The 18922-nt window shown below is 69.7% G+C and carries 16 protein-coding genes and 1 tRNA gene; 2 read left to right on the top strand and 15 right to left on the bottom strand.

Translation table 11 applies throughout. From position 1 onward, the window contains the following. Positions 1–48: 48 nt before the first annotated feature. The 14 genes from ACQPWZ_RS24910 to ACQPWZ_RS24845 all read right to left on the bottom strand — a co-directional run bounded on the left by ACQPWZ_RS24910 (position 49) and on the right by ACQPWZ_RS24845 (position 16447). Positions 49–696: a protein-tyrosine-phosphatase gene (locus tag ACQPWZ_RS24910; protein WP_340475423.1), complete on the bottom strand. Its 648-nt coding sequence runs from the start codon at positions 694–696 to the stop codon at positions 49–51. Further along, the gene (locus ACQPWZ_RS24905) at positions 693–1340 is read right to left on the bottom strand and encodes an L-threonylcarbamoyladenylate synthase (RefSeq protein WP_340475422.1); all 648 of its coding nucleotides are present in this window, start codon (positions 1338–1340) and stop codon (positions 693–695) included. The genes ACQPWZ_RS24910 and ACQPWZ_RS24905 overlap by 4 nt, the downstream gene beginning before the upstream one ends. Before the next feature lie 67 nt (positions 1341–1407). After that, positions 1408–2253 carry a peptide chain release factor N(5)-glutamine methyltransferase gene (prmC, locus tag ACQPWZ_RS24900; RefSeq protein ID WP_340475421.1) on the bottom strand — a complete coding sequence of 282 codons (846 nt, stop codon included), beginning with the start codon at positions 2251–2253 and terminating at the stop codon, positions 1408–1410. Between the two features lie 28 nt (positions 2254–2281). Then, a complete protein-coding gene (gene prfA, locus ACQPWZ_RS24895) occupies positions 2282–3361 on the bottom strand; it encodes a peptide chain release factor 1 (RefSeq protein ID WP_340475420.1) in 1080 nt (359 codons plus the stop codon). A 108-nt stretch (positions 3362–3469) separates the two neighbouring features. Next, positions 3470–3691, bottom strand: coding sequence for a 50S ribosomal protein L31 (gene rpmE, locus ACQPWZ_RS24890; RefSeq protein WP_340475419.1), 222 nt, complete (start codon positions 3689–3691; stop codon positions 3470–3472). Between the two features lie 158 nt (positions 3692–3849). Further along, the gene (locus tag ACQPWZ_RS24885; protein ID WP_340475418.1) at positions 3850–4959 is read right to left on the bottom strand and encodes an LCP family protein; all 1110 of its coding nucleotides are present in this window, start codon (positions 4957–4959) and stop codon (positions 3850–3852) included. A 299-nt stretch (positions 4960–5258) separates the two neighbouring features. Continuing rightward, complete coding sequence (locus ACQPWZ_RS24880) at positions 5259–7016, bottom strand: trypsin-like serine protease (protein ID WP_433572416.1); 1758 nt, start codon at positions 7014–7016, stop codon at positions 5259–5261. Between the two features lie 310 nt (positions 7017–7326). Continuing rightward, positions 7327–9396, bottom strand: a complete 2070-nt coding sequence (gene rho, locus ACQPWZ_RS24875; RefSeq protein WP_313944080.1) for a transcription termination factor Rho — start codon at positions 9394–9396, stop codon at positions 7327–7329. A gap of 392 nt (positions 9397–9788) precedes the next feature. Then, positions 9789–10706 (bottom strand): homoserine kinase, encoded by a 918-nt coding sequence (gene thrB, locus ACQPWZ_RS24870; RefSeq protein ID WP_340475415.1) that lies wholly within the window; start codon positions 10704–10706, stop codon positions 9789–9791. A 355-nt stretch (positions 10707–11061) separates the two neighbouring features. Continuing rightward, entirely contained in the window at positions 11062–12180 is a 1119-nt protein-coding gene (gene thrC / locus ACQPWZ_RS24865; RefSeq protein ID WP_356705470.1) for a threonine synthase, read from the bottom strand. Between the two features lie 7 nt (positions 12181–12187). Continuing rightward, positions 12188–13486, bottom strand: coding sequence for a homoserine dehydrogenase (locus ACQPWZ_RS24860; RefSeq protein WP_313948866.1), 1299 nt, complete (start codon positions 13484–13486; stop codon positions 12188–12190). Between the two features lie 100 nt (positions 13487–13586). After that, the gene (gene lysA, locus ACQPWZ_RS24855; RefSeq protein WP_340475413.1) at positions 13587–14978 is read right to left on the bottom strand and encodes a diaminopimelate decarboxylase; all 1392 of its coding nucleotides are present in this window, start codon (positions 14976–14978) and stop codon (positions 13587–13589) included. A gap of 7 nt (positions 14979–14985) precedes the next feature. Beyond that, on the bottom strand, positions 14986–15957 hold the full coding sequence (nrtL, locus tag ACQPWZ_RS24850) for an ArgS-related anticodon-binding protein NrtL (RefSeq protein ID WP_433572415.1): 972 nt from the start codon (positions 15955–15957) through the stop codon (positions 14986–14988). 55 nt (positions 15958–16012) lie between these two features. After that, positions 16013–16447, bottom strand: coding sequence for a response regulator (locus tag ACQPWZ_RS24845; protein ID WP_356705467.1), 435 nt, complete (start codon positions 16445–16447; stop codon positions 16013–16015). A gap of 401 nt (positions 16448–16848) precedes the next feature. On the opposite strand from ACQPWZ_RS24845, the gene ACQPWZ_RS24840 reads away from it, so the two are divergent. Next, a tRNA-Arg gene (locus tag ACQPWZ_RS24840) sits at positions 16849–16920 on the top strand. A 248-nt stretch (positions 16921–17168) separates the two neighbouring features. Here ACQPWZ_RS24840 and ACQPWZ_RS24835 read toward each other — a convergent pair. Continuing rightward, complete coding sequence (locus ACQPWZ_RS24835; protein ID WP_433572414.1) at positions 17169–18023, bottom strand: nuclease-related domain-containing protein; 855 nt, start codon at positions 18021–18023, stop codon at positions 17169–17171. A 90-nt stretch (positions 18024–18113) separates the two neighbouring features. Here ACQPWZ_RS24835 and ACQPWZ_RS24830 point away from each other — a divergent pair, with 90 nt between their 5' ends. Continuing rightward, positions 18114–18671, top strand: coding sequence for a hypothetical protein (locus ACQPWZ_RS24830; RefSeq protein WP_433572413.1), 558 nt, complete (start codon positions 18114–18116; stop codon positions 18669–18671). The last annotated feature ends 251 nt before the right edge of the window (positions 18672–18922 follow it).

The following is an 18922-nucleotide window of genomic DNA, read 5'->3' as shown; positions in this document are numbered from 1 at the left end:
GATGCGCGGCGATCGCGCCGACCGGGTGGCCGGTGGCGGTCCGTGCCCTCAGCGCCGGGCGGGAATGCCCGTCAGCGCGGTGACGACCGGGTCCAGGGCCTGGTTGATCTCGTCGCCGATCGAACGGAAGAACGTGATGGGTGCGCCGTAGGGGTCGTACACCTCGTCCGCGTCCGGGCTCGGCGCCAGCAGCCAGCCACGCAGCGCCGCCGCGGCCCGGACCAGGGCCCTCGCCCGCTCGACGACGCCCTCGTCCCGGGTGTCGGGGAGCGTGGCCGGGTCTATCGCCCGTACGAGCCGGGTGAACTCCTTCAGCGTGAACGTCCGCAGACCCGCCGAGTGCCCCATCGAGATGACCTGCGCCCGGTGGTCGCGGGTCGCCGTGAGGACCAGGTCCGCCCGGATCACATGCTCGTCCAGCAGTTCGCGTCCCACGAACCCGGTCGCGTCCGCGCCGAAGTCGGCGAGGACCACCTCGGCGTTGGCCTCCATCGGAGCGCCCTCGTGGCCCCAGGTGCCGGCGCTCTCCACGATCAGTCCACGGGTCAGGGGATCGCCGAGGCGCGCGCTCAGGGCATGCCGCGTCAGCCGCTCGGTGATCGGCGAGCGGCACACGTTCCCGGTGCTGACGTGGAGGATTCTGAAGGTGTCGACAGCGGTCGCCGCACCTATGCCACGCCCCTCAGGGGCGGTCAATTGGCCACCTCGAGGTCGGGTACGACTTTGCGGAGCTCGTCCGCGTCGAGCGCCCCCGCCCGCAGCAGAACCGGCACCTTGCCCGTGACGTCGACGATCGAGGACGGCACGATGCCCGGCGTCGGACCGCCGTCGAGGTAGACGGAGACGGAGTCGCCGAGCATGTCCTGCGCGGCGTCGCAGTCCTCGGGCGCCGGGTGACCGGTGAGGTTGGCGGACGACACGGCCATCGGGCCGACCTCGGTGAGCAGTTCGATCGCGACGGGGTGCAGCGGCATCCGGATCGCGACGGTGCCCCGGGTGTCCCCGAGGTCCCACTGGAGCGACGGCTGGTGCTTGGCGACGAGGGTGAGCGCTCCGGGCCAGAAGGCGTCGACGAGCTCCCAGGCCTGCTCGGAGAAGTCGGTGACCAGGCCGTGGAGAGTGTTCGGGGAGCCGATGAGGACAGGGGTGGGCATGTTGCGGCCGCGCCCCTTCGCCGCCAGGAGGTCCGCGACACCCTCGGAGCTGAAGGCGTCGGCACCGATCCCGTACACGGTGTCGGTGGGCAGCACGACGAGCTCACCGCGGCGGACGGCGGACGCGGCCTCGCGCAGGCCGGTCGTGCGGTCGGTCGCGTCGTTGCAGTCGTATCGCCGTGCCATCAGTGGGCCTCCTCGTACACGTACAAGATCTTCGTCGTCTGAGTCGTCTGCGCAGTCGCGGAGCTGATCACGGCATCGCCTTGCGGGCGGTGGCGAAGCGCGGCCGCTTGTTCAGGTCGGGGTGGTCGGCCGCGTCCGCCCAGCCGGACTCCTCGTTGAAGATCCACGGCACCTGGCCGCCCTGGGTGTCCGCGTGCTCGATGACCACGAGACCGCCGGGGCGCAGCAGACGGTGCGCGGTGCGCTCGATGCCGCGGATGGTGTCCAGGCCGTCCTCGCCGGAGAACAGGGCCATCTCCGGGTCGTGGTCGCGGGCCTCGGGGGCGACGTACTCCCACTCGGTGAGCGGGATGTACGGCGGGTTGGAGATGACGAGGTCGACCTGGCCGTCCAGTTCGGGCAGCGCGGTGAGCGCGTTGCCCTGGTGGATGGTGACGCGGGAGCCCTCGGCGTTCTTCCGGGCCCAGTTGAGGGCGTCGTCGGAGAGCTCGACGGCGTGCACGCGCGAGCGCGGGACCTCCTGCGCCATCGCCAGCGCGATGGCGCCCGATCCGGTGCACAGGTCGACGATGAGCGGCTCGACGACGTCCATGGCCCGTACGGCGTCTATGGCCCAGCCGACGACGGACTCGGTCTCGGGGCGCGGCACGAACACTCCGGGGCCGACCTGGAGCTCCAGATAGCGGAAGAAGGCCCGTCCCGTGATGTGCTGGAGCGGTTCACGGGCCTCGCGGCGGGCGACGGCCTCCCAGTAACGGGCGTCGAAGTCCGCGTCCTTGACGTTGTGCAGCTCTCCCCGCTTCACACCGTGGACGAAGGCGGCGAGCTCCTCCGCGTCGAAGCGCGGCGAGGGCACGCCGGCGTCGGCCAGCCGCTGGGTGGCCTGGGCCACCTCGGCGAGCAGCAGGTTCACTGGTCCTCCACCCGTTCCGTACGAGGTGTTACTGGGCGGCCGCGAGCTTTGCGGCGGAGTCGGCGTCGACACAGGCCTGGATGACTGCGTCCAGGTCACCGTCGAGCACCTGGTCCAAGTTGTACGCCTTGAAGCCGACACGGTGGTCCGAGATGCGGTTCTCCGGGAAGTTGTACGTGCGGATCTTCTCGGAGCGGTCCACCGTGCGGACCTGGCTGCGGCGCGCGTCCGCGGCCTCCTTCTCGGCCTCCTCCTGCGCCGCGGCCAGCAGCCTGGAGCGCAGGATACGCATCGCCTGCTCCTTGTTCTGGAGCTGGCTCTTCTCGTTCTGGCAGGAGGCCACGATGCCGGTCGGCAGGTGCGTGATGCGGACCGCGGAGTCGGTGGTGTTGACGGACTGGCCGCCGGGGCCCGACGAGCGGTAGACGTCGATGCGCAGGTCGTTGGCGTGGACCTCGACGTCGATCTCCTCCGCCTCGGGCGTGACCAGCACGCCGGCCGCGGAGGTATGGATACGGCCCTGGGACTCGGTGGCGGGCACCCGCTGCACGCGGTGCACCCCGCCCTCGTACTTCAGCCGCGCCCAGACGCCCTGTCCGGGCTCGGTGGCACCCTGGCCGCCCTTGGTCTTCACGGCGACCTGGACGTCCTTGTAGCCGCCCAGCTCGGACTCGGTGGCGTCGATGATCTCGGTCTTCCAGCCGACGCGCTCGGCGTAGCGCAGATACATCCGCAGCAGGTCGCCGGCGAACAGGGCGGACTCGTCGCCGCCCGCTCCGGCCTTGACCTCGAGGAGGACGTCCTTGTCGTCGCTGGGGTCGCGCGGCACCAGGAGCAGCCGCAGCTTCTCGGTGAGAGTCTCGCGCTGCTGCTCCAGCTCCTTGACCTCGGCGATGAAGTCCGGGTCGTCGGCGGCGAGTTCGCGCGCGGTCAGGATGTCGTCCCCGGTCTGCTTCCAGGAGCGGTACGTGCCGACGATCGGCGTCAGCTCGGCGTAGCGCTTGCCCAGCTTGCGCGCGTTCGCCTGGTCGGCGTGGACCGAAGGGTCGGCGAGCTTCTTCTCCAGATCGGCGTGTTCGCCGATCAGTTCCTCGACCGCCTCGAACATTCGGGGGCTCCTGGGGGTGACGATTACTGAACGAGACCTACGGGACGGCAAAGCGCCGGTCCCAGCCGCCCCGCGCGGGGGTGGCCGAGGACCGGCGCAGTTGGCTCGCTACTTCTTGGCGGAGCCGGCCTTGCCGAAGCGGGCCTCGAAGCGGGCCACGCGGCCACCGGTGTCGAGGATCTTCTGCTTGCCCGTGTAGAACGGGTGGCACTCGGAGCAGACCTCGGCACGGACGGCGCCGCTGCTGATGGTGCTGCGAGTGGTGAACGACGCGCCACAGGTACAGCTGACCTGGGTCTCGACGTACTCGGGGTGGATGTCGCGCTTCAAGGTGTCTCCTAGTTTCGGGAGGGCGCCGGGTCGCACGCGCGGGATACGGGTGCGTGAACCGGGGCCGACGTACCAGTCTGCCAGGACCGGCCGTATCTCCCAAAACCGGGGTGCTGTCAGAACTATTCCGCGGCGTCCGCCGCGCCCGGCCGGATGCGCTAGCGCGCCCGGACGACGGTGCCCGCGTCGCCCTTGTCGCCCGCCGAGTCCTTGACCGCGGAGGCCGGGATGGGCTTGTCCTGCTGGAGCGCCGTCCACACCTGCTGACCGGCGGACTTGATCGGGATCACACGGTTCGGGTCGACCGGGTCGTACTCGACCGGCATCGTGATCATCTGCACGTCCTGGGCGTCCAGGCCGCCGAGTCCCCTGGCGAAACTCATCAGCTCGGACACGGAGTCGAGCTCGGAGTCCGGGGTGATGGCCTTGGTCGCGGTGTCGGCGATGTCCAGCAGCTTCTTCGGGTTGGTCAGCACGCCGACGCTCTTGACCTGGTCGATGAAGGCCTTCATGAAGGCCTGCTGGAGCTGGATCCGCCCGAGGTCGCTGCCGTCGCCGATGCTCTTGCGGGTACGGACCAGACCGAGCGACTGCTCCCCGTCGAGGGTGTGCGTGCCCGGCGCCAGGTTCAGGTGGCTCTTGGAGTCGTTGATGGGCTTGGCGGTGGTGATCTTCACACCGCCCAGCTTGTCGATGAGCTTCTTGAAGCCGGTGAAGTCGACCTCGATGTAGTGGTCCATGCGGATGCCCGACATCTTTTCGACGGTCTTCACCGCACAGGCCGGCCCGCCGGACTCGTACGCCGTGTTGAACATCGCGCGCCGGGAGCCCGAGACGGTCTTGCCGTCGCTGTCGGTGCAGTCGGGGCGCTGCACGAGGGTGTCGCGGGGCACGGAGACCACGCTCGCCGTCTTGTGGCCCTCGTAGACGTGCACGATCATCGCGGTGTCCGAACGGGCACCGCCCTCGTCGGGGCCGTACTCGGCATTGGCGCCGGCGCGGGAGTCCGAGCCGAGGACGAGGATGTCCATGGAGCCGTTGTCGACGTCGTCGGGCCGGTCGGTGCCGAGCTGGCTGTTGATGTCGACGCCCGTGATGTTGCCGTTGAGCTTGAAGTAGACGTAGCCGAGGCCGGAGCCACCGATGAGCACGAGGCCCGCCGTGGTCCAGGCGGCGACGGTCATGGCACGGCGGCCCGTGGAGGGCTGCTTGCGGCGCTTGCCGCGGCTGCCGCGTATTCGGCTGCCACTGCTGCTCTGCTCGGCCATGATCTCCCCTGTTCCGCCGTCTGCCGCTACCCCCTGCGCGCCGAACCAGGTGCGGTTTGTCTGACCCTGTCAATTTTTGCTCCGCCACTGGTGAGACGGCGCGGCGACGGAAAGGGTTGCACGCGGGCGTGAGAACCGGGTGAGAACGCGGCTGCGCCCGCCGTGCGGGGCACGACGGGCGCAGAGCCTGTCCCATCAGGGGTTTTCCCGGACGGGACGGTGGAGCGGGGCGGGGTTGCCGCGCCGGCGGGTGTGGTGAAGGTCCCACCACCCCCGCCGGTGTCAGCGGGCGTCAGACCTCAGCCGAAGAGGTTGTAGGCCTGCCAGCCGGTGCCGAAGTCCTTGCGTGCACCGAAGATGCCACCGGTCGCCGCGCTGTTGCCGTTGCCCGGGTAGAGCCACAGCTTGCCGGCCGAGTCACGGACCAGGAGGTCGGCGTGACCGTCGCTGTTCACGTCACCGACAGTGACCAGCGCGGTGAAGCTGCTGAGGGTGAACTTGCCGACCAGACGGCGGGCCTCGAAGGGGGTCGCGGCCTTGCCGGTGCCCTTGTAGAGGTACGTGGAACCGTCGGAGGCACGAGCCAGAACGTCGGGCTTGCCGTCGCTGGTGAAGTCACCGTGACCCCGGACCACGCCGTACTGGCCCCAGCCGCCACCGACCTGGACGGGGGCGGAGAAGCCGCCGTTGCCCTTGCCCGGGTAGAGGACCAGGTAGCCGGTGGAGTTCACGGTGAGCAGGTCCGGCAGCTCGTCGCCGGTGACGTCACCGGGGATCAGGATCTGCTTGTTCTTGGCCCAGCCGGTGGACAGGAGCTTCGGGTCCTCGGTGCCGCTGTACATCCAGTAGGTGTAGCCGTTGCTCGTGCGGTAGACGAGGTCTTCCCAGTCGTCACGGTTGAGGTCGCCCTGGATCGCCAGGTTGACGCCGGAGAAGTTGCCGTGGTTCAGCGTGCGGGCGAACGAGGTGACCTTGGAGGTCCAGCCGAACAGCGTGCTGTCCGAGGTACGGCGGGCCAGCAGGTCGGAGGTGTGGTCGTTGTTCCAGTTCGCGTCGTCGACACGGGACTGGATGGGCGCGGAGTACGTGGAGACCTTCGCGTACACGCCGTACTTTCCGACGGCGGAGCAGTCGATGTCGCCCCACGAGACCAGACCGACGAGCTTGCCGCCGACGACCAGCGGGCCGCCGGAGTCACCGTTGCAGGTGGTCTCGCTCGTGGCGTCCTCACCGGTGGGCGGGGCACCCGCGCACAGCATGTGGCCCTTGATGAAGTCCGCGCCGTAGGCACCGGCGCAGGAGGTGTCAAAGACCGTGTCCGCGTCGGCGACCTTCAGCGTCTGCGAGGCGCTGTTCGGCTCCGTGGAGCTGGTGCGGCCCCAGCCGTAGACCTTGCCGTCCAGGCCCGCCTGGTACAGGGCGCCGTCGGTCGGCTGCGCGAGCGGCAGCGGCTTGACGGACACGGCACGGTCGAGCGTGAGGACCGCGACGTCGTTGTCGAGCGAGACCGCGTTGTACGACGGGTGGTTCCACTGGCGGTACGCGCCCACGATCTGACCGCCGTGGAAGTCCCACACCGGGTTGCCGTCCGGGTCCGTCTCACCGGTCTGCGTCGGCAGCTTGTCGGTGCCGACGACGACACCGCCGTCCTGGTACCACTTGATGCCCTTGACGCAGTGCGCCGCCGTGGCGACCTTCGTCGGGGCGATCACGACACCGCCGCAGAAGTAGCCGGCACCGGTGCTGTCGCTGAAGTGGAGCTGCGCCATCCACGGCGCCGCGGAGATGGTGGTCTCCGTGCCGCCGATGATGCGGCCGCTCGGCGCGGACTTGGCGCCGTCGGGCTGGCTGACCAGGGTGCGCTTGCTCTTCTCGTCGGCCTTCATCACCCCGGCGATCCTCTTGCGGAGCTCGGCCTGGGACGGCTTCGGGGGCTTCTGCGCCGTGTCACTCAGACGCGGCACCTCCCCCGCCTCCGCGGACTGCGACCCGGACAGGGCAATGCCCGACCCGATCAGCGCGGCCACCACGGCCGCCACCGGTATCGCCAGTCTCATGCGGCGCTTGTGCCGACCACCACGGGTGCGAATCTGCACGCGGTATCCCCTTGGACTTGTCCCGGGAAGCGCGAAACCCCACCGGGAAACCGAATCGGTGGGGCGTGAAGACGTCTGGGCAGCCCTGGTCCGAGGCCCCCCGGCCTCTCCTGGCGCTGCGCGATTCCCCCCTGGAATCCCCCACCACGAAGGCCCGATCATATGTGCGGTCACGAGTGATTGACCAGCGCCGGAGGGGACTTGGGAGAAAACGAGACCGCCCCGTCACCTGTGGGGCGACGGGGCGGTCCTGTGTCGTACGGGAACGGCGTCAGTCGTTGCCGTTGCCGACCGACGGGGTCGTCTTCTGGATCTGGAGCAGGAACTCGGCGTTCGACTTCGTCTGCTTCATCTTGTCCAGCAGCAGCTCGATCGCCTGCTGCTGGTCCAGCGCGTGCAGCACCCGGCGCAGCTTCCAGACGACGGCGAGCTCGTCGCTGCCGAGCAGGATCTCTTCCTTACGGGTGCTGGACGCGTCCACGTCCACCGCGGGGAAGATGCGCTTGTCGGAGAGCTTCCGGTCGAGCTTGAGCTCCATGTTGCCGGTGCCCTTGAACTCCTCGAAGATCACCTCGTCCATCCGCGAGCCGGTCTCGACCAGCGCGGTGGCCAGGATGGTCAGCGAGCCGCCGTCCTCGATGTTGCGCGCGGCACCGAAGAAGCGCTTCGGCGGGTACAGCGCGGTCGAGTCGACACCACCGGACAGGATGCGTCCGGAGGCGGGGGCCGCGAGGTTGTACGCACGGCCCAGACGGGTGATGGAGTCCAGCAGGACGACCACGTCGTGACCCAGCTCGACGAGACGCTTCGCGCGCTCGATGGCCAGCTCGGCGACGGTGGTGTGGTCCTCGGCCGGGCGGTCGAAGGTCGAGGAGATGACCTCGCCCTTCACCGACCGCTGCATGTCGGTGACCTCTTCCGGACGCTCGTCGACCAGGACGACCATCAGGTGGCACTCGGGGCTGTTGACGGTGATCGCGTTGGCGATGGCCTGGAGGATCATGGTCTTGCCGGTCTTCGGCGGGGCCACGATCAGGCCTCGCTGGCCCTTGCCGATCGGCGCGACGAGGTCGATGATCCGGGTCGTCAGGATGCCCGGGTCGGTCTCGAGACGCAGCCGGTCCTGCGGGTACAGCGGGGTCAGCTTCTGGAACTCCGGGCGCCCGCGGCCGGATTCGGCCGCCATGCCGTTCGCCGAGTCCAGGCGCACGAGCGCGTTGAACTTCTCGCGGCGCTCGCCCTCCTTGGGCTGACGGACGGCACCGGTGACGTGGTCACCCTTGCGCAGGCCGTTCTTGCGGACCTGGGCGAGGGAGACGTACACGTCGTTCGGGCCCGGCAGGTAGCCGGAGGTCCGGATGAACGCGTAGTTGTCGAGGATGTCCAGGATGCCCGCGACGGGGATCAGGACGTCGTCCTCGGAGACCTGCGGCTCGTTGCCGAACTCCTCGCGGCCACCACGGCGCCCACGGCGGTCGCGGTAACGGCCCCGGCGACCGCGACGGCCGCCCGCCTCGTCGTCGTAGCCGTCGTCCTGCTGCTGGCCGCCCTGGCGCTGCTGCTGGCCGCCACCGCCCTGCTGCTGGCGCTGGCCGCCCTGCTGCTGGTCGTCGCCCTTGCCGCGGCGGTCGCGCTGACGGTCACGGCGGTCGCCGCGGTCGCCACGCTCACCGCGCTGGCCGCGCTCCTGGCGGTCGCGGCGGCCTTCGCCGTCCTGCTGCGAGGACGCGCCGACGGCGGTCTCGGCCTTGGCGTCCGGCTGTGCGTCCGTCTTGACGTCGACGGCCGTGTCGCCCTTGCTCTCGGCCCGGGCGTCGCCCTGGGTCTCCGGGCTGCCCGCCTGAGCGGTGGCACGGCGACGGCGGCGCTCTCCGGCCGGCTGGTCGTCTCCCCCAGAGCCTGCGGCCTGGGCGGTGCCCCCAGCCGGCTGTCCGGGGATGTCGATCTGCTGCTGGGCGGTGGCCTTCTCGGCCTTGCTCTCGGCAGCGGCGGCGGAGTCGCCCGTACGCGCCTTGGAGGTGGCACGGCGCTTCGGCTTGGTCTCGGCCTCACCGGCGCCGGCGTCGGCGCTCTTCGGCGCGGACGCCTTGGCCGGGGCCCCACTGCCGGACTGCGCCTCCTTGATGACCTCGATCAGCTGGCTCTTGCGCATACGCGCGGTGCCCCTGATGCCGAGGCCGGACGCGACCTGCTGCAGCTCGGCCAGGACCATGCCCTCGAGGCCGGTGCCGGAGCGGCGGCGCCGTGAGGTGGTGCCGGAGGAGGCAGCACCTCCGGCGGGCGCGGAGGTGTCGACGTTGTTGTCGGCAGTCACGCCCATCAGATCGGTGGTGTCGCTCACGAAGGGTCCTTCCCTGGAGCGGACGTCGGCCTTCTGGCTCGGCGACCGGTTGTGCTGTCCGGCGACGGCCTGTGACGTTGGATGTCGCAGAACGTTGCCGGGGCGGTGGTCCCGCCGGTGATGACGGCGGAGAGAAATACGTGCAAAGTCCGGCCCGAGGTCCCCCTGCTCGGCCCACTCCTGGAGAAGCGAGGGGTGTCGTGCCGGTTCCGGAGCGTGCTCGAAACTGCTCAGGCAGGCTGCTCAGGCAGTTGGGGAGGCTCCCGGAAGAATGGCGGTCCCTAAGGGGGACACGAAGCTCCGAGCCACAAAGGCATCGGTTGCAGACTTGAGGTTAACACTACCGGCTCCAACAAACATTCCCCCTCTCCATCACCGGCAATCTCGTGTCACTACGAGCTGAGCGGCAGGACGCTCGCGCCCGTGGCGTCGAAGGTGAGCCGGTTGGCCGCCCACCCCTCGCCCGCCAGTCGTGCGACCTTGTCGGCCGCACTGTCCTCGGCCAGCGCGAGCACCGTGGGGCCCGCACCGGAGATGACCGCAGGGACGCCGTCGGCCCGCAGTCGGTTGACAAGGTCGATGCTCTGCGGCATCGCCGGGGCCCTGTACTCCTGGTGGAGACGGTCCTCCGTCGCAGGCAGCAGCAGTTCGGGACGCCTGGTCAGCGCCTCGACGAGGAGGGCCGCACGACCGGCGTTGGCGCTTGCGTCCACATGGGGGACGCTGCGCGGCAGAAGGCCGCGCGCGGTCTCCGTGAGCACCGCCTTGCCGGGGACGAAAACCACCGGAACGACGGAATCGGCCGGGTCCATCCTGATGGCGCGTGCCGCTCCCCCGTCGGTCCAGGCGAGCGTGAACCCGCCGAGCAGACAGGCGGCGACATTGTCGGGGTGTCCCTCGATCTCCGTGGCGAGCTCCAGCAGCGCCGCGTCGTCGAGCTTGGCGTCGCCGCCTATCGTCACCGCGCGGGCGGCGACGATGCCGGCGCAGATGGCGGCCGACGACGAGCCCAGCCCGCGGCCGTGCGGGATCCGGTTGGCACAGACGACCTCGAGGCCGCGCGGCTGCCCGCCGAGCAGGTCGAAGGTCGTCCGCAGGGCACGGACGAGCAGATGGCTCTCGTCGCGGGGCAGCGTCGAGGCGCCCTCACCCGCGATGTCGATGTGCAGACCGGCATCGGCGACCCGCACCACGACATCGTCGTACAGCGCCAGGGACAACCCGAAGGCGTCGAAGCCCGGGCCGAGGTTGGCGCTGGTGGCGGGAACGCGCACCCGGACGGCGGCGGCGCGGAACGCTGGACCGGCCATCGCTCGATGACTCTCCTTGGTTCTGAACTGTGAGATTCGAGAGGTGAGGACCCGTGGGCCGTTACGGCAGCAACACCGCGGCATATGCGGCGGGGCGGGTTCGGTACAGCTTATCGAAGGAAGGTTCTGTGGCGACATAGGGCGCACGGGAGGCGCACGATGCGTGTCGCAAGCCTCCTGTGCCCCTACGTACGCCGTTGCCCGGCTTGCCTTGCTTGTCCATCGGGCGGGAACGCAGTAGGACGCGCTCCCGGGACCACAACAGGACGGCCGGCCTTTTTCGACGAGCTCCCCGGACCGCGACCCTCGGTTCTCGGAAGGGATCCTCGGGCGAGGGCCCCCGAATGCCGGACTCTCAGGCGAGACCGAGACGCTCCGCCGCCGCCACGGCGTCCACCGGGACGGTGACGGGCTGCGGCGCGCCGGCGACGGCCCAGTCCGGATCCTTCAGACCGTTGCCGGTGACCGTGCAGACGATCCGCTGGCCCGGGTCGACCTTGCCCTGCTCGGCCGCCTTCAGCAGACCGGCGACCGAAGCGGCCGACGCGGGCTCCACGAAGACACCCTCCTGCGAGGCCAACAGCCGGTAGGCGCGCAGGATTTCACGGTCCGTCACCTCGTCGATGAAGCCGCCGGACTCGTCCCGCGCGTCGAGCGCGAACTGCCACGACGCCGGGTTGCCGATCCGGATCGCGGTGGCGATCGTCGACGGGTCCTTGACGATCTCACCGCGGACGATGGGCGCGGAACCGGAGGCCTGGAAGCCCCACATCCGCGGCCTGCGCGTGGAGAGGGCGGGCAGCGCCGGGCGGTCCGCCCCGCCGGCCAGCGTGCTCGCGGGCGACGGCTGGGAGTACTCCTTGTACCCCTTCCAGTACGCCGTGATGTTGCCGGCGTTGCCCACGGGCAGCACATGGATGTCGGGGGCGTCGCCGAGCGCGTCGACGATCTCGAAGGCGGCCGTCTTCTGCCCCTCGATGCGGTATGGATTGACCGAATTGACCAGCGCCACCGGGTAGTTCTCGGAGAGTCGGCGGGCCAGGTTGAGGCAGTCGTCGAAGTTTCCGTCGACCTGAAGGATCTGCGAACCGTAGACGAGCGCCTGGCCCATCTTGCCGAGCGCGATCTTGCCCTGCGGGACGAGCACGGCGCAGACCATGCCGGCCCGTACGGCGTAAGCGGCGGCGGACGCCGAGGTGTTGCCGGTGGAGGCGCAGATGACGGCCTGCGCACCCTCCTCCTTGGCGCGGGTGATGGCCATGGTCATGCCGCGGTCCTTGAAGGACCCGGTGGGGTTGGCGCCCTCGACCTTGAGATGCACCTCGCAGCCCGTGCGCTCGGACAGAACGCTCGCCGGGACGAGCGGCGTGCCACCCTCACGGAGCGTGACGACGGGCGTCGTGTCCGTCACCGGAAGACGGTCCCGGTACTCCTCGATGATGCCGCGCCACTGGTGGGTGCCGTTGGTCGTCATGGGTCCCTTACTCCCCTTCAACACGCATGATGCTGGCGACACCGCGCACGGTGTCGAGCTTGCGCAGCGCTTCGACGGTCCCGGAAAGGGCGGCGTCGGGCGCGCGGTGGGTGACGACGACGAGCGATGCCTCGCCGTCTGCTTCCGGTCGGCCCTGCTGGCGGACCGTGTCGATCGACACGCCGTGCTCGGCGAAGACCGTCGCGACCTGGGCGAGCACGCCAGGCTTGTCGGCCACGTCGAGGCTGATGTGGTACCGCGTCACGACGTCGCCCATGGGGCTCACGGGCAGTTGCGTGTAAGCGGATTCGCCCGGCCCCGTGGCCTCGGCGAGCTTGTTGCGGCAGACGGCGACGAGATCGCCGAGTACGGCGGACGCGGTGGGAGCGCCGCCCGCGCCGGGGCCGTAGAACATCAGCTGCCCGGCCGCCTCCGCCTCGACGAAGACGGCGTTGTACGCCTCGCGGACGGACGCGAGCGGGTGGCTGAGCGGGATCATCGCCGGGTGCACGCGGGCGGTGACGGAGTTGCCGTCGGCCGCCCGCTCGCAGATGGCGAGGAGCTTGACGGTGCAGCCCATGCGCTGGGCGGAGACGATGTCGGCGGCGGTGACCTCGGTGAGGCCCTCGCGGTAGACGTCGTCGAGGCGTACGCGGGTGTGGAAGGCGATCCCGGCGAGGATGGCGGCCTTGGCGGCGGCGTCGAAGCCCTCGACGTCGGCGGTGGGGTCGGCCTCCGCGTACCCGAGGGCGGTGGCCTCGTCGAGCGCCTCGGAGTAACCCGCGCCCGAACCGTCCATCTTGTCGAGGATGAAGTTGGTCGTGCCGTTGACGATGCCGAGGACCCGGTTGACCTTGTCACCGGCGAGCGACTCGCGCAGCGGCCTGATCAGCGGGATCGCACCGGCGACGGCGGCCTCGAAGTAGAGGTCGCGGCCGTGCTGCTCGGCGGCCGCGTAGAGCGTTGCGCCGTCCTCGGCGAGCAGCGCCTTGTTGGCGGAGACGACCGAGGCGCCGTGTTCGAACGCGGTGGTGATGAGCGTGCGGGCCGGCTCGATGCCACCGATGACCTCGATGACGACGTCGATGTCGCCGCGTTTGACGAGGGCGGTGGCATCCGTGGTGACGAGGTCCTCGGAGATCCCCTCACGCACCTTGCCCGGCCGCCGCACGGCGACGCCGGCCAGTTCCACCGGGGCGCCGATGCGGGCGGCGAGGTCGTCGGCGTGCGTCGTCATGATGCGCGCCACCTCTGAGCCGACCACTCCACAGCCCAGCAGCGCCACCTTCAGCGGACGCGTACGCATCATCCGACCTCGCTTCTCATCACTTCTACGGTGTGGACCAGTCTCACGCACCGGACGGAAGTTTCTATCCCCCGTCCGGCATACGAGACATCTATCTCAACTATCCGACGTCGAGACGCAGGAGATCTTCCTCCGTCTCCCGTCGCACGATCACCCGTGCCCCGCCGTCCGCGACGGCGACGACGGGCGGACGGAGTGCGTGGTTGTAGTTACTGGCCATCGAGCGGCAGTACGCGCCGGTCGCGGGCACGGCGATGAGGTCGCCGGGGGCCAGGTCAGCGGGCAGGAACGCGTCCTTCACGACGATGTCGCCGCTCTCGCAGTGCTTGCCGACGACACGCGAGAGCATCGGCTCGGCATCGGACCTGCGGGAGACCAGCGCGACGCTGTACTCGGCGTCGTAGAGCGCGGTGCGGATGTTGTCGGACATGCCACCGTCGACACTGACGTACGTCCGCAGGCCCTCCAGCGGCTTGATGGTGCCGACCTCGTACAGCGTGAAGGCGGTGGGGCCGACGATGGCGCGCCCCGGCTCGACGGAGATACGCGGCGTACGCAGCCGGGCGGCCTCACACTCACGGGTGACGATCTCGTTGAGCGCCTTGGCGATGTCGTGCGGCTCGCGGGGGTCGTCGTCCGGCGTGTATGCGATGCCGAGACCGCCGCCGAGGTCGATCTCGGGCAGCTCGACACCGTGTTCGTCGCGGATCTGCTTGAGCAGTCCGACGACGCGGTGCGCCGCGACCTCGAAGCCGGAGGTGTCGAAGATCTGCGAGCCGATGTGCGAGTGGATGCCGATGACCTCCAGCCCGTCGAGCTGGAGCGCCCGGCGCACGGCCTCGGCCGCCTGGCCGCCGGCGAGCGGGATGCCGAACTTCTGGTCCTCGTGGGCCGTTGCGATGAACTCGTGCGTGTGGGCCTCCACGCCGACCGTGACCCGGATCTGCACACGCTGGCGCTTGCCGAGGCTCTGGGCGACGTGGGCGACGCGCACGATCTCCTGGAACGAGTCGAGCACGATCCGCCCGACACCGACGCGCACGGCCCGCTCGATCTCCTCCGGGGACTTGTTGTTCCCGTGGAAGGCGATGCGGTCGGCGGGCATGCCCGCATCGAGGGCGGTGGTGAGCTCACCGCCGGAGCAGACGTCGAGGTTGAGGCCCTCCTCGTGAAGCCACTTGACCACGGCCCGCGAGAGGAACGCCTTCCCGGCGTAGAAGACGTCCGCGTCCTTGCCGAACGCGTCGGCCCAGGCACGGCAGCGGGCGCGGAAGTCGGCCTCGTCGAGGAAGTAGGCGGGGGTGCCGAACTCCTCGGCCAGCCGCGTCACTTCGATCCCGCCGACGGTGGCGACACCGTCGTCGTTACGGGTGACGGTCTTCGCCCAGACCTTCTCGTCGAGACCGTTGAGGTCGGCGGGAGGGGCGCTGTAGTGACCCTCGGGGTAGACATCGGCGTGACGGGGCCCGGCGGGGTGTGCGGAACGGCTCATTCTTCTCTCACAGGTAGTCAGGGGCGCTGATGCCGAGCTGGGACAGGCCACCGGCGAGCACCGTCCCGGCGGCTTCGGCGAGCGCGAGGCGGGAACGGTGGGCGGCCGAGGGTTTCTCGTCACCGAGGGGCAGCACGGTGTGCTGGAAGGAGAGGAGCGCGTCGGCGGTCGCTTCCAGATGCCGGACGAGCCGGTCGGGCGCGCGGAGGCGGGCGGCGGAGGCGAGGACGGCGGGGTGATCGCCGATGGCGCCGGTCAGCGCGGGAGCGTCGACGGTCGACTGCTCGGCGGCGGGCTCCGTGATGATGCCGAGCCGGCCGGCATTACGACTGAGGGCGCGGCTGCGGGCGTGGGCGTAGCGGACCGTGAACAGGGGGTTGGACTCGTGCTGCACGAGGAGATGGGGCCCGGTGCGGGGCCGGTCGTGTGCGGCGGCGGAGAGAAGAGCCCAACGGGTGGCGTCGGCGGCGGGGTCCTGGCTCTGGTCGGGGGCGGGTACGACATGAAGACGCTCGACTTCCCCGTGCCCGGTCTCCGCGCCCTGGGAACGGAGGAGCCGGCCGAGCACGTCGGCCCACACCCGGGCCCGCAGCTCCTCGCCCGCCTCGAACCGCACGGCGACCCCGGCGAGCTGCCCGCTGTGCCCGTACGCCGCGCCCTGCTGCCGCACCCTGTCCACCAGCTCCTGCTGCGCACCGCTGTGCAGGGTGATGTTGAGGAAACCGGGTCCGGTGATCTCGATGGACGCGATCCCGGGCTGGCCGGCGATCCGGTCCCGCAGGGCCTCGGCGACGGCACGGGGCGGCTGGTGGGCGGGCCCGGCGAGCCGCAGGGCCACGTTGGTGGCGTAGTCGCCGCACCCTCCTGGCCTGGGGCGTTCGACGCTGACACTCTCGGGCACCGGCGCGTCCAGCGCACCGTCCGCCACCGCGCGGCGCACGGCGTGCAGCACGGTACGAGAGAGATCGGCGGGCGTCACGGGACAAGCGTATGGGAGGAAGGGGGGCGCTTCGCGAACCGGTTTCGCGATGCGGTCAGCCGCGCGTGCTTCCCGCTCGCCCGGCCCCATGCCGGCCGTCTACGGACGGCGGGCCCTCCCGGTGCATCAACTGCCGTACGAGACGCACGAGCTCGGCCGGCTCGAAGGGCTTGGCGAGGAAGGCGTCCACTCCGGCGGCGATGCCGCTCTCCACCTCGTACTGCGTACAGGCGCTGATGACGGCGACGGGCAGATGGCTGGTGCGCGGATCGGCCCGCAGGAGGGCGGCGGTGCGCAGCCCGTCCAGCCGAGGCATGACCACATCAAGAGTGACGACATCGGGCCGCACCTGCTGCACGACTTCCAGACACTCGGCACCATCGGCCGCGGTCACGACCTCGAAGCCCTCCAGCTCGAGGTTGACCCTGATCAACTGCCGGATGACCCGATTGTCGTCGACAACGAGCACACGGCCGGACGCCCCTGACACAACTCGAGAGTAGGTCGCGGGACGGGGCCGCGTCCGGGTTTTGCGGACTTCCACTCGGTGGGGGGACGGGGGGTGGGGGTGGAGGGGGTGATGGGGCGGGGGTGAGGGTGGTGGCCGGCGGGCGGGAGGGCCGCGGGGCGCGGCGAGGGTTGGGGGGTGGTGGCAGGCGGGGGAGGGCCGCGGGGCGCAGCGAAGGTTGGGGGGTGGGTGGTGGCCGGCGGGCGGGAGGCGAGGTGGCCTGCCAGGTGACGGCTGGGGGCGGCTGAACGGGATGTGGTGCGGCTCGGGGTGGCGCGCCTGAGGGCCGGCTCGCGGGCAGGTCGGAGCCCCTGAATACCTGTTCACGGGGACCCTCTGTGAGCTGGTAGGGTTCTACCCGTCACCGCGCAAGCGGGATGTACGCCCCCGTAGCTCAGGGGATAGAGCAACGGCCTCCGGAGCCGTGTGCGCAGGTTCGAATCCTGCCGGGGGCACCTTGGATCAGGTGCCCAAAGACCCCGCCATCAGCGCTCTAGCTGAGAGCGGGGTCTTCTTGCGTGTGCAGGCGTATGCCGCCCAAAGCAGCCCTATGTCGAGTCCTGTGGACGAGGCGTGGACGGGATCTTGAAGCATTACCGCAGGTGGGGTCCGGAAGGAGAGCGGCCCGCATGCCGGGAAGCACACCCGGACTCACGGAAGCCTCCACGGCTGGGACGTCACAAGGGCATTGACCACCGCCGACTCAGCTCGGCTCCCAGGCCTGGCGATGGCGGGCGACGCTGTAGACCTGCTCAACCTGTTCGGCGGTCAGCACCCCCGAGATCGGCGCCAGTGCCGCTACTTGGCGTTCCCGGTATACCCGCACGCTGAGCTGCGTGGCCACTACCTTCAGATCGGTGATGCCTACAAAGACGAGCACTGGCTCCACCGGTACGGGGAAGGCACAGTAGCGTTCAAGCACCCGGACTACTCGCTTGGCCTCTGCCCGGCTCTTCCGGGCGTAGGGCGCAGGTTTTCCGTGATCGACTTTGACGGCATCATCTCCGACCCAAACGTCCCTCTTGTGGTGATGCTTCGTATTGATGCTGAAAACCCCGCCAGGCCCGATGAGCAGGTGGTCGATGTCCACCTCGCTGGCCAGAGGTATGGAGTGGAGGACCCGCCAGCCGTGGCGCGCTAATCGGTTCCGCTCGGCGCCCACTCGCCACTCCCCTGCCAATCCCCTTCGCCACGAGTCGCCGTCGACAGGTCGCCGCAGAAGCCGTGCGAACACACGCTCAAACACACCCGAACCAGACTCAGTAAGTCGATGACGCAAAGCCTCCCCAGGAGGGTTTGCGGCCAGGTCATCGGCTGGAGTCAGCGGCGGCAGCATCGGGCGGGCGTCAGCCTCGGACGCTTTGGCCGGCGAGCCTGGGACGGGATAGTTCGGTAAGTGCAGAGTCAGGGTTGCGATCACCTCGTCGCGATACTCAGCGCGCAAGACCGTGATCTCTCCCGTTCCGACATCCGCCCACCCGACAGCATTGCCATCAGGCAGGTTCGCGTACAGGCGCTCATGCCCATATCGCTTCCAGCGCGTGACCTTCAGCTCCACTCGCCACAAGGGGGCCAACGCCCCTACCAGAAGCACGGATTGACATCAACGAGAGTTGACAGTCTATATTTTTCAGATGATGCTCCCGCCATGGGAAACGTATTCAGTGAGCGGGTCACCCGGCTCAACGCCAAGGCCGGCAAGACGTACCAGGAGATGGCTTCCGACTGTGACTTCAAGCGATCGGTGACCTGGTGGAACAAAGTGCGGTGGGACGAGATCGAGGACCCGCCCAAGCCGAGCCTCTACCCGTACCTGGCCAGAGCCCTGGAGGTGCCCGTGCGCCGGGTCGCGGAAATGGTCGCCGAGCAGTGGTGCGGGGTGCGGCCGGACGACACGGTGCCCGAGCATCTGCGGTCCCTCCTCGCAATGCTGCGGGATGTTCGCGAGGAGGATGTGTCGGTCATCCAGCGGATGGCGCGAGCCATGTGCGAGAAGCGTGGGGCCGAGGTCGAGGTGGGGCGGGTCTCTGCCAGGCTGCTGACGGCGTTTGGTGAGGCCGATGGACCGTACACACTGGAGCAGTTGGAGTGGCTCAAGCTGCCCGAGTTGCAAGCCGTCAAGATGGACGTGGGCATGGGCCGGGCGGAGGTTGAGGAGGATGCTTACGCGCTGCTCGACTCGATCCCGGACTCTGGGGATGAGTGACGCGCGGCACCGAGTGCTGAATCTACGGCCCGGCAGGCTGCCTACCGGCCGCGCCGCCGCACTTCTAACCTACGCCTAGGTATTCGGGTCCATCCGGGGATGCGCAGTGGGTGTCAGTGACCAACGGCGGACAGCAGTACCGAACGGCTGCCAATAGCGCCAGTGCCCATGGTGTGGGCCGGATCCGTACCAGATCAAGCAATCGCCGCGGTCAATAGGGGCGTGTGGCGGCGCAGGAACGCAGCTACCCA

The sequence above is a fragment of the Streptomyces sp. CA-251247 genome, assembly GCF_050952975.1.
GTDB classification, from domain to species: Bacteria; Actinomycetota; Actinomycetes; order Streptomycetales; family Streptomycetaceae; genus Streptomyces; species Streptomyces achmelvichensis.
The sequence above is the reverse complement of the archived record's forward strand: the minus strand, read 5'-3'. Positions and strand labels throughout refer to the sequence as shown.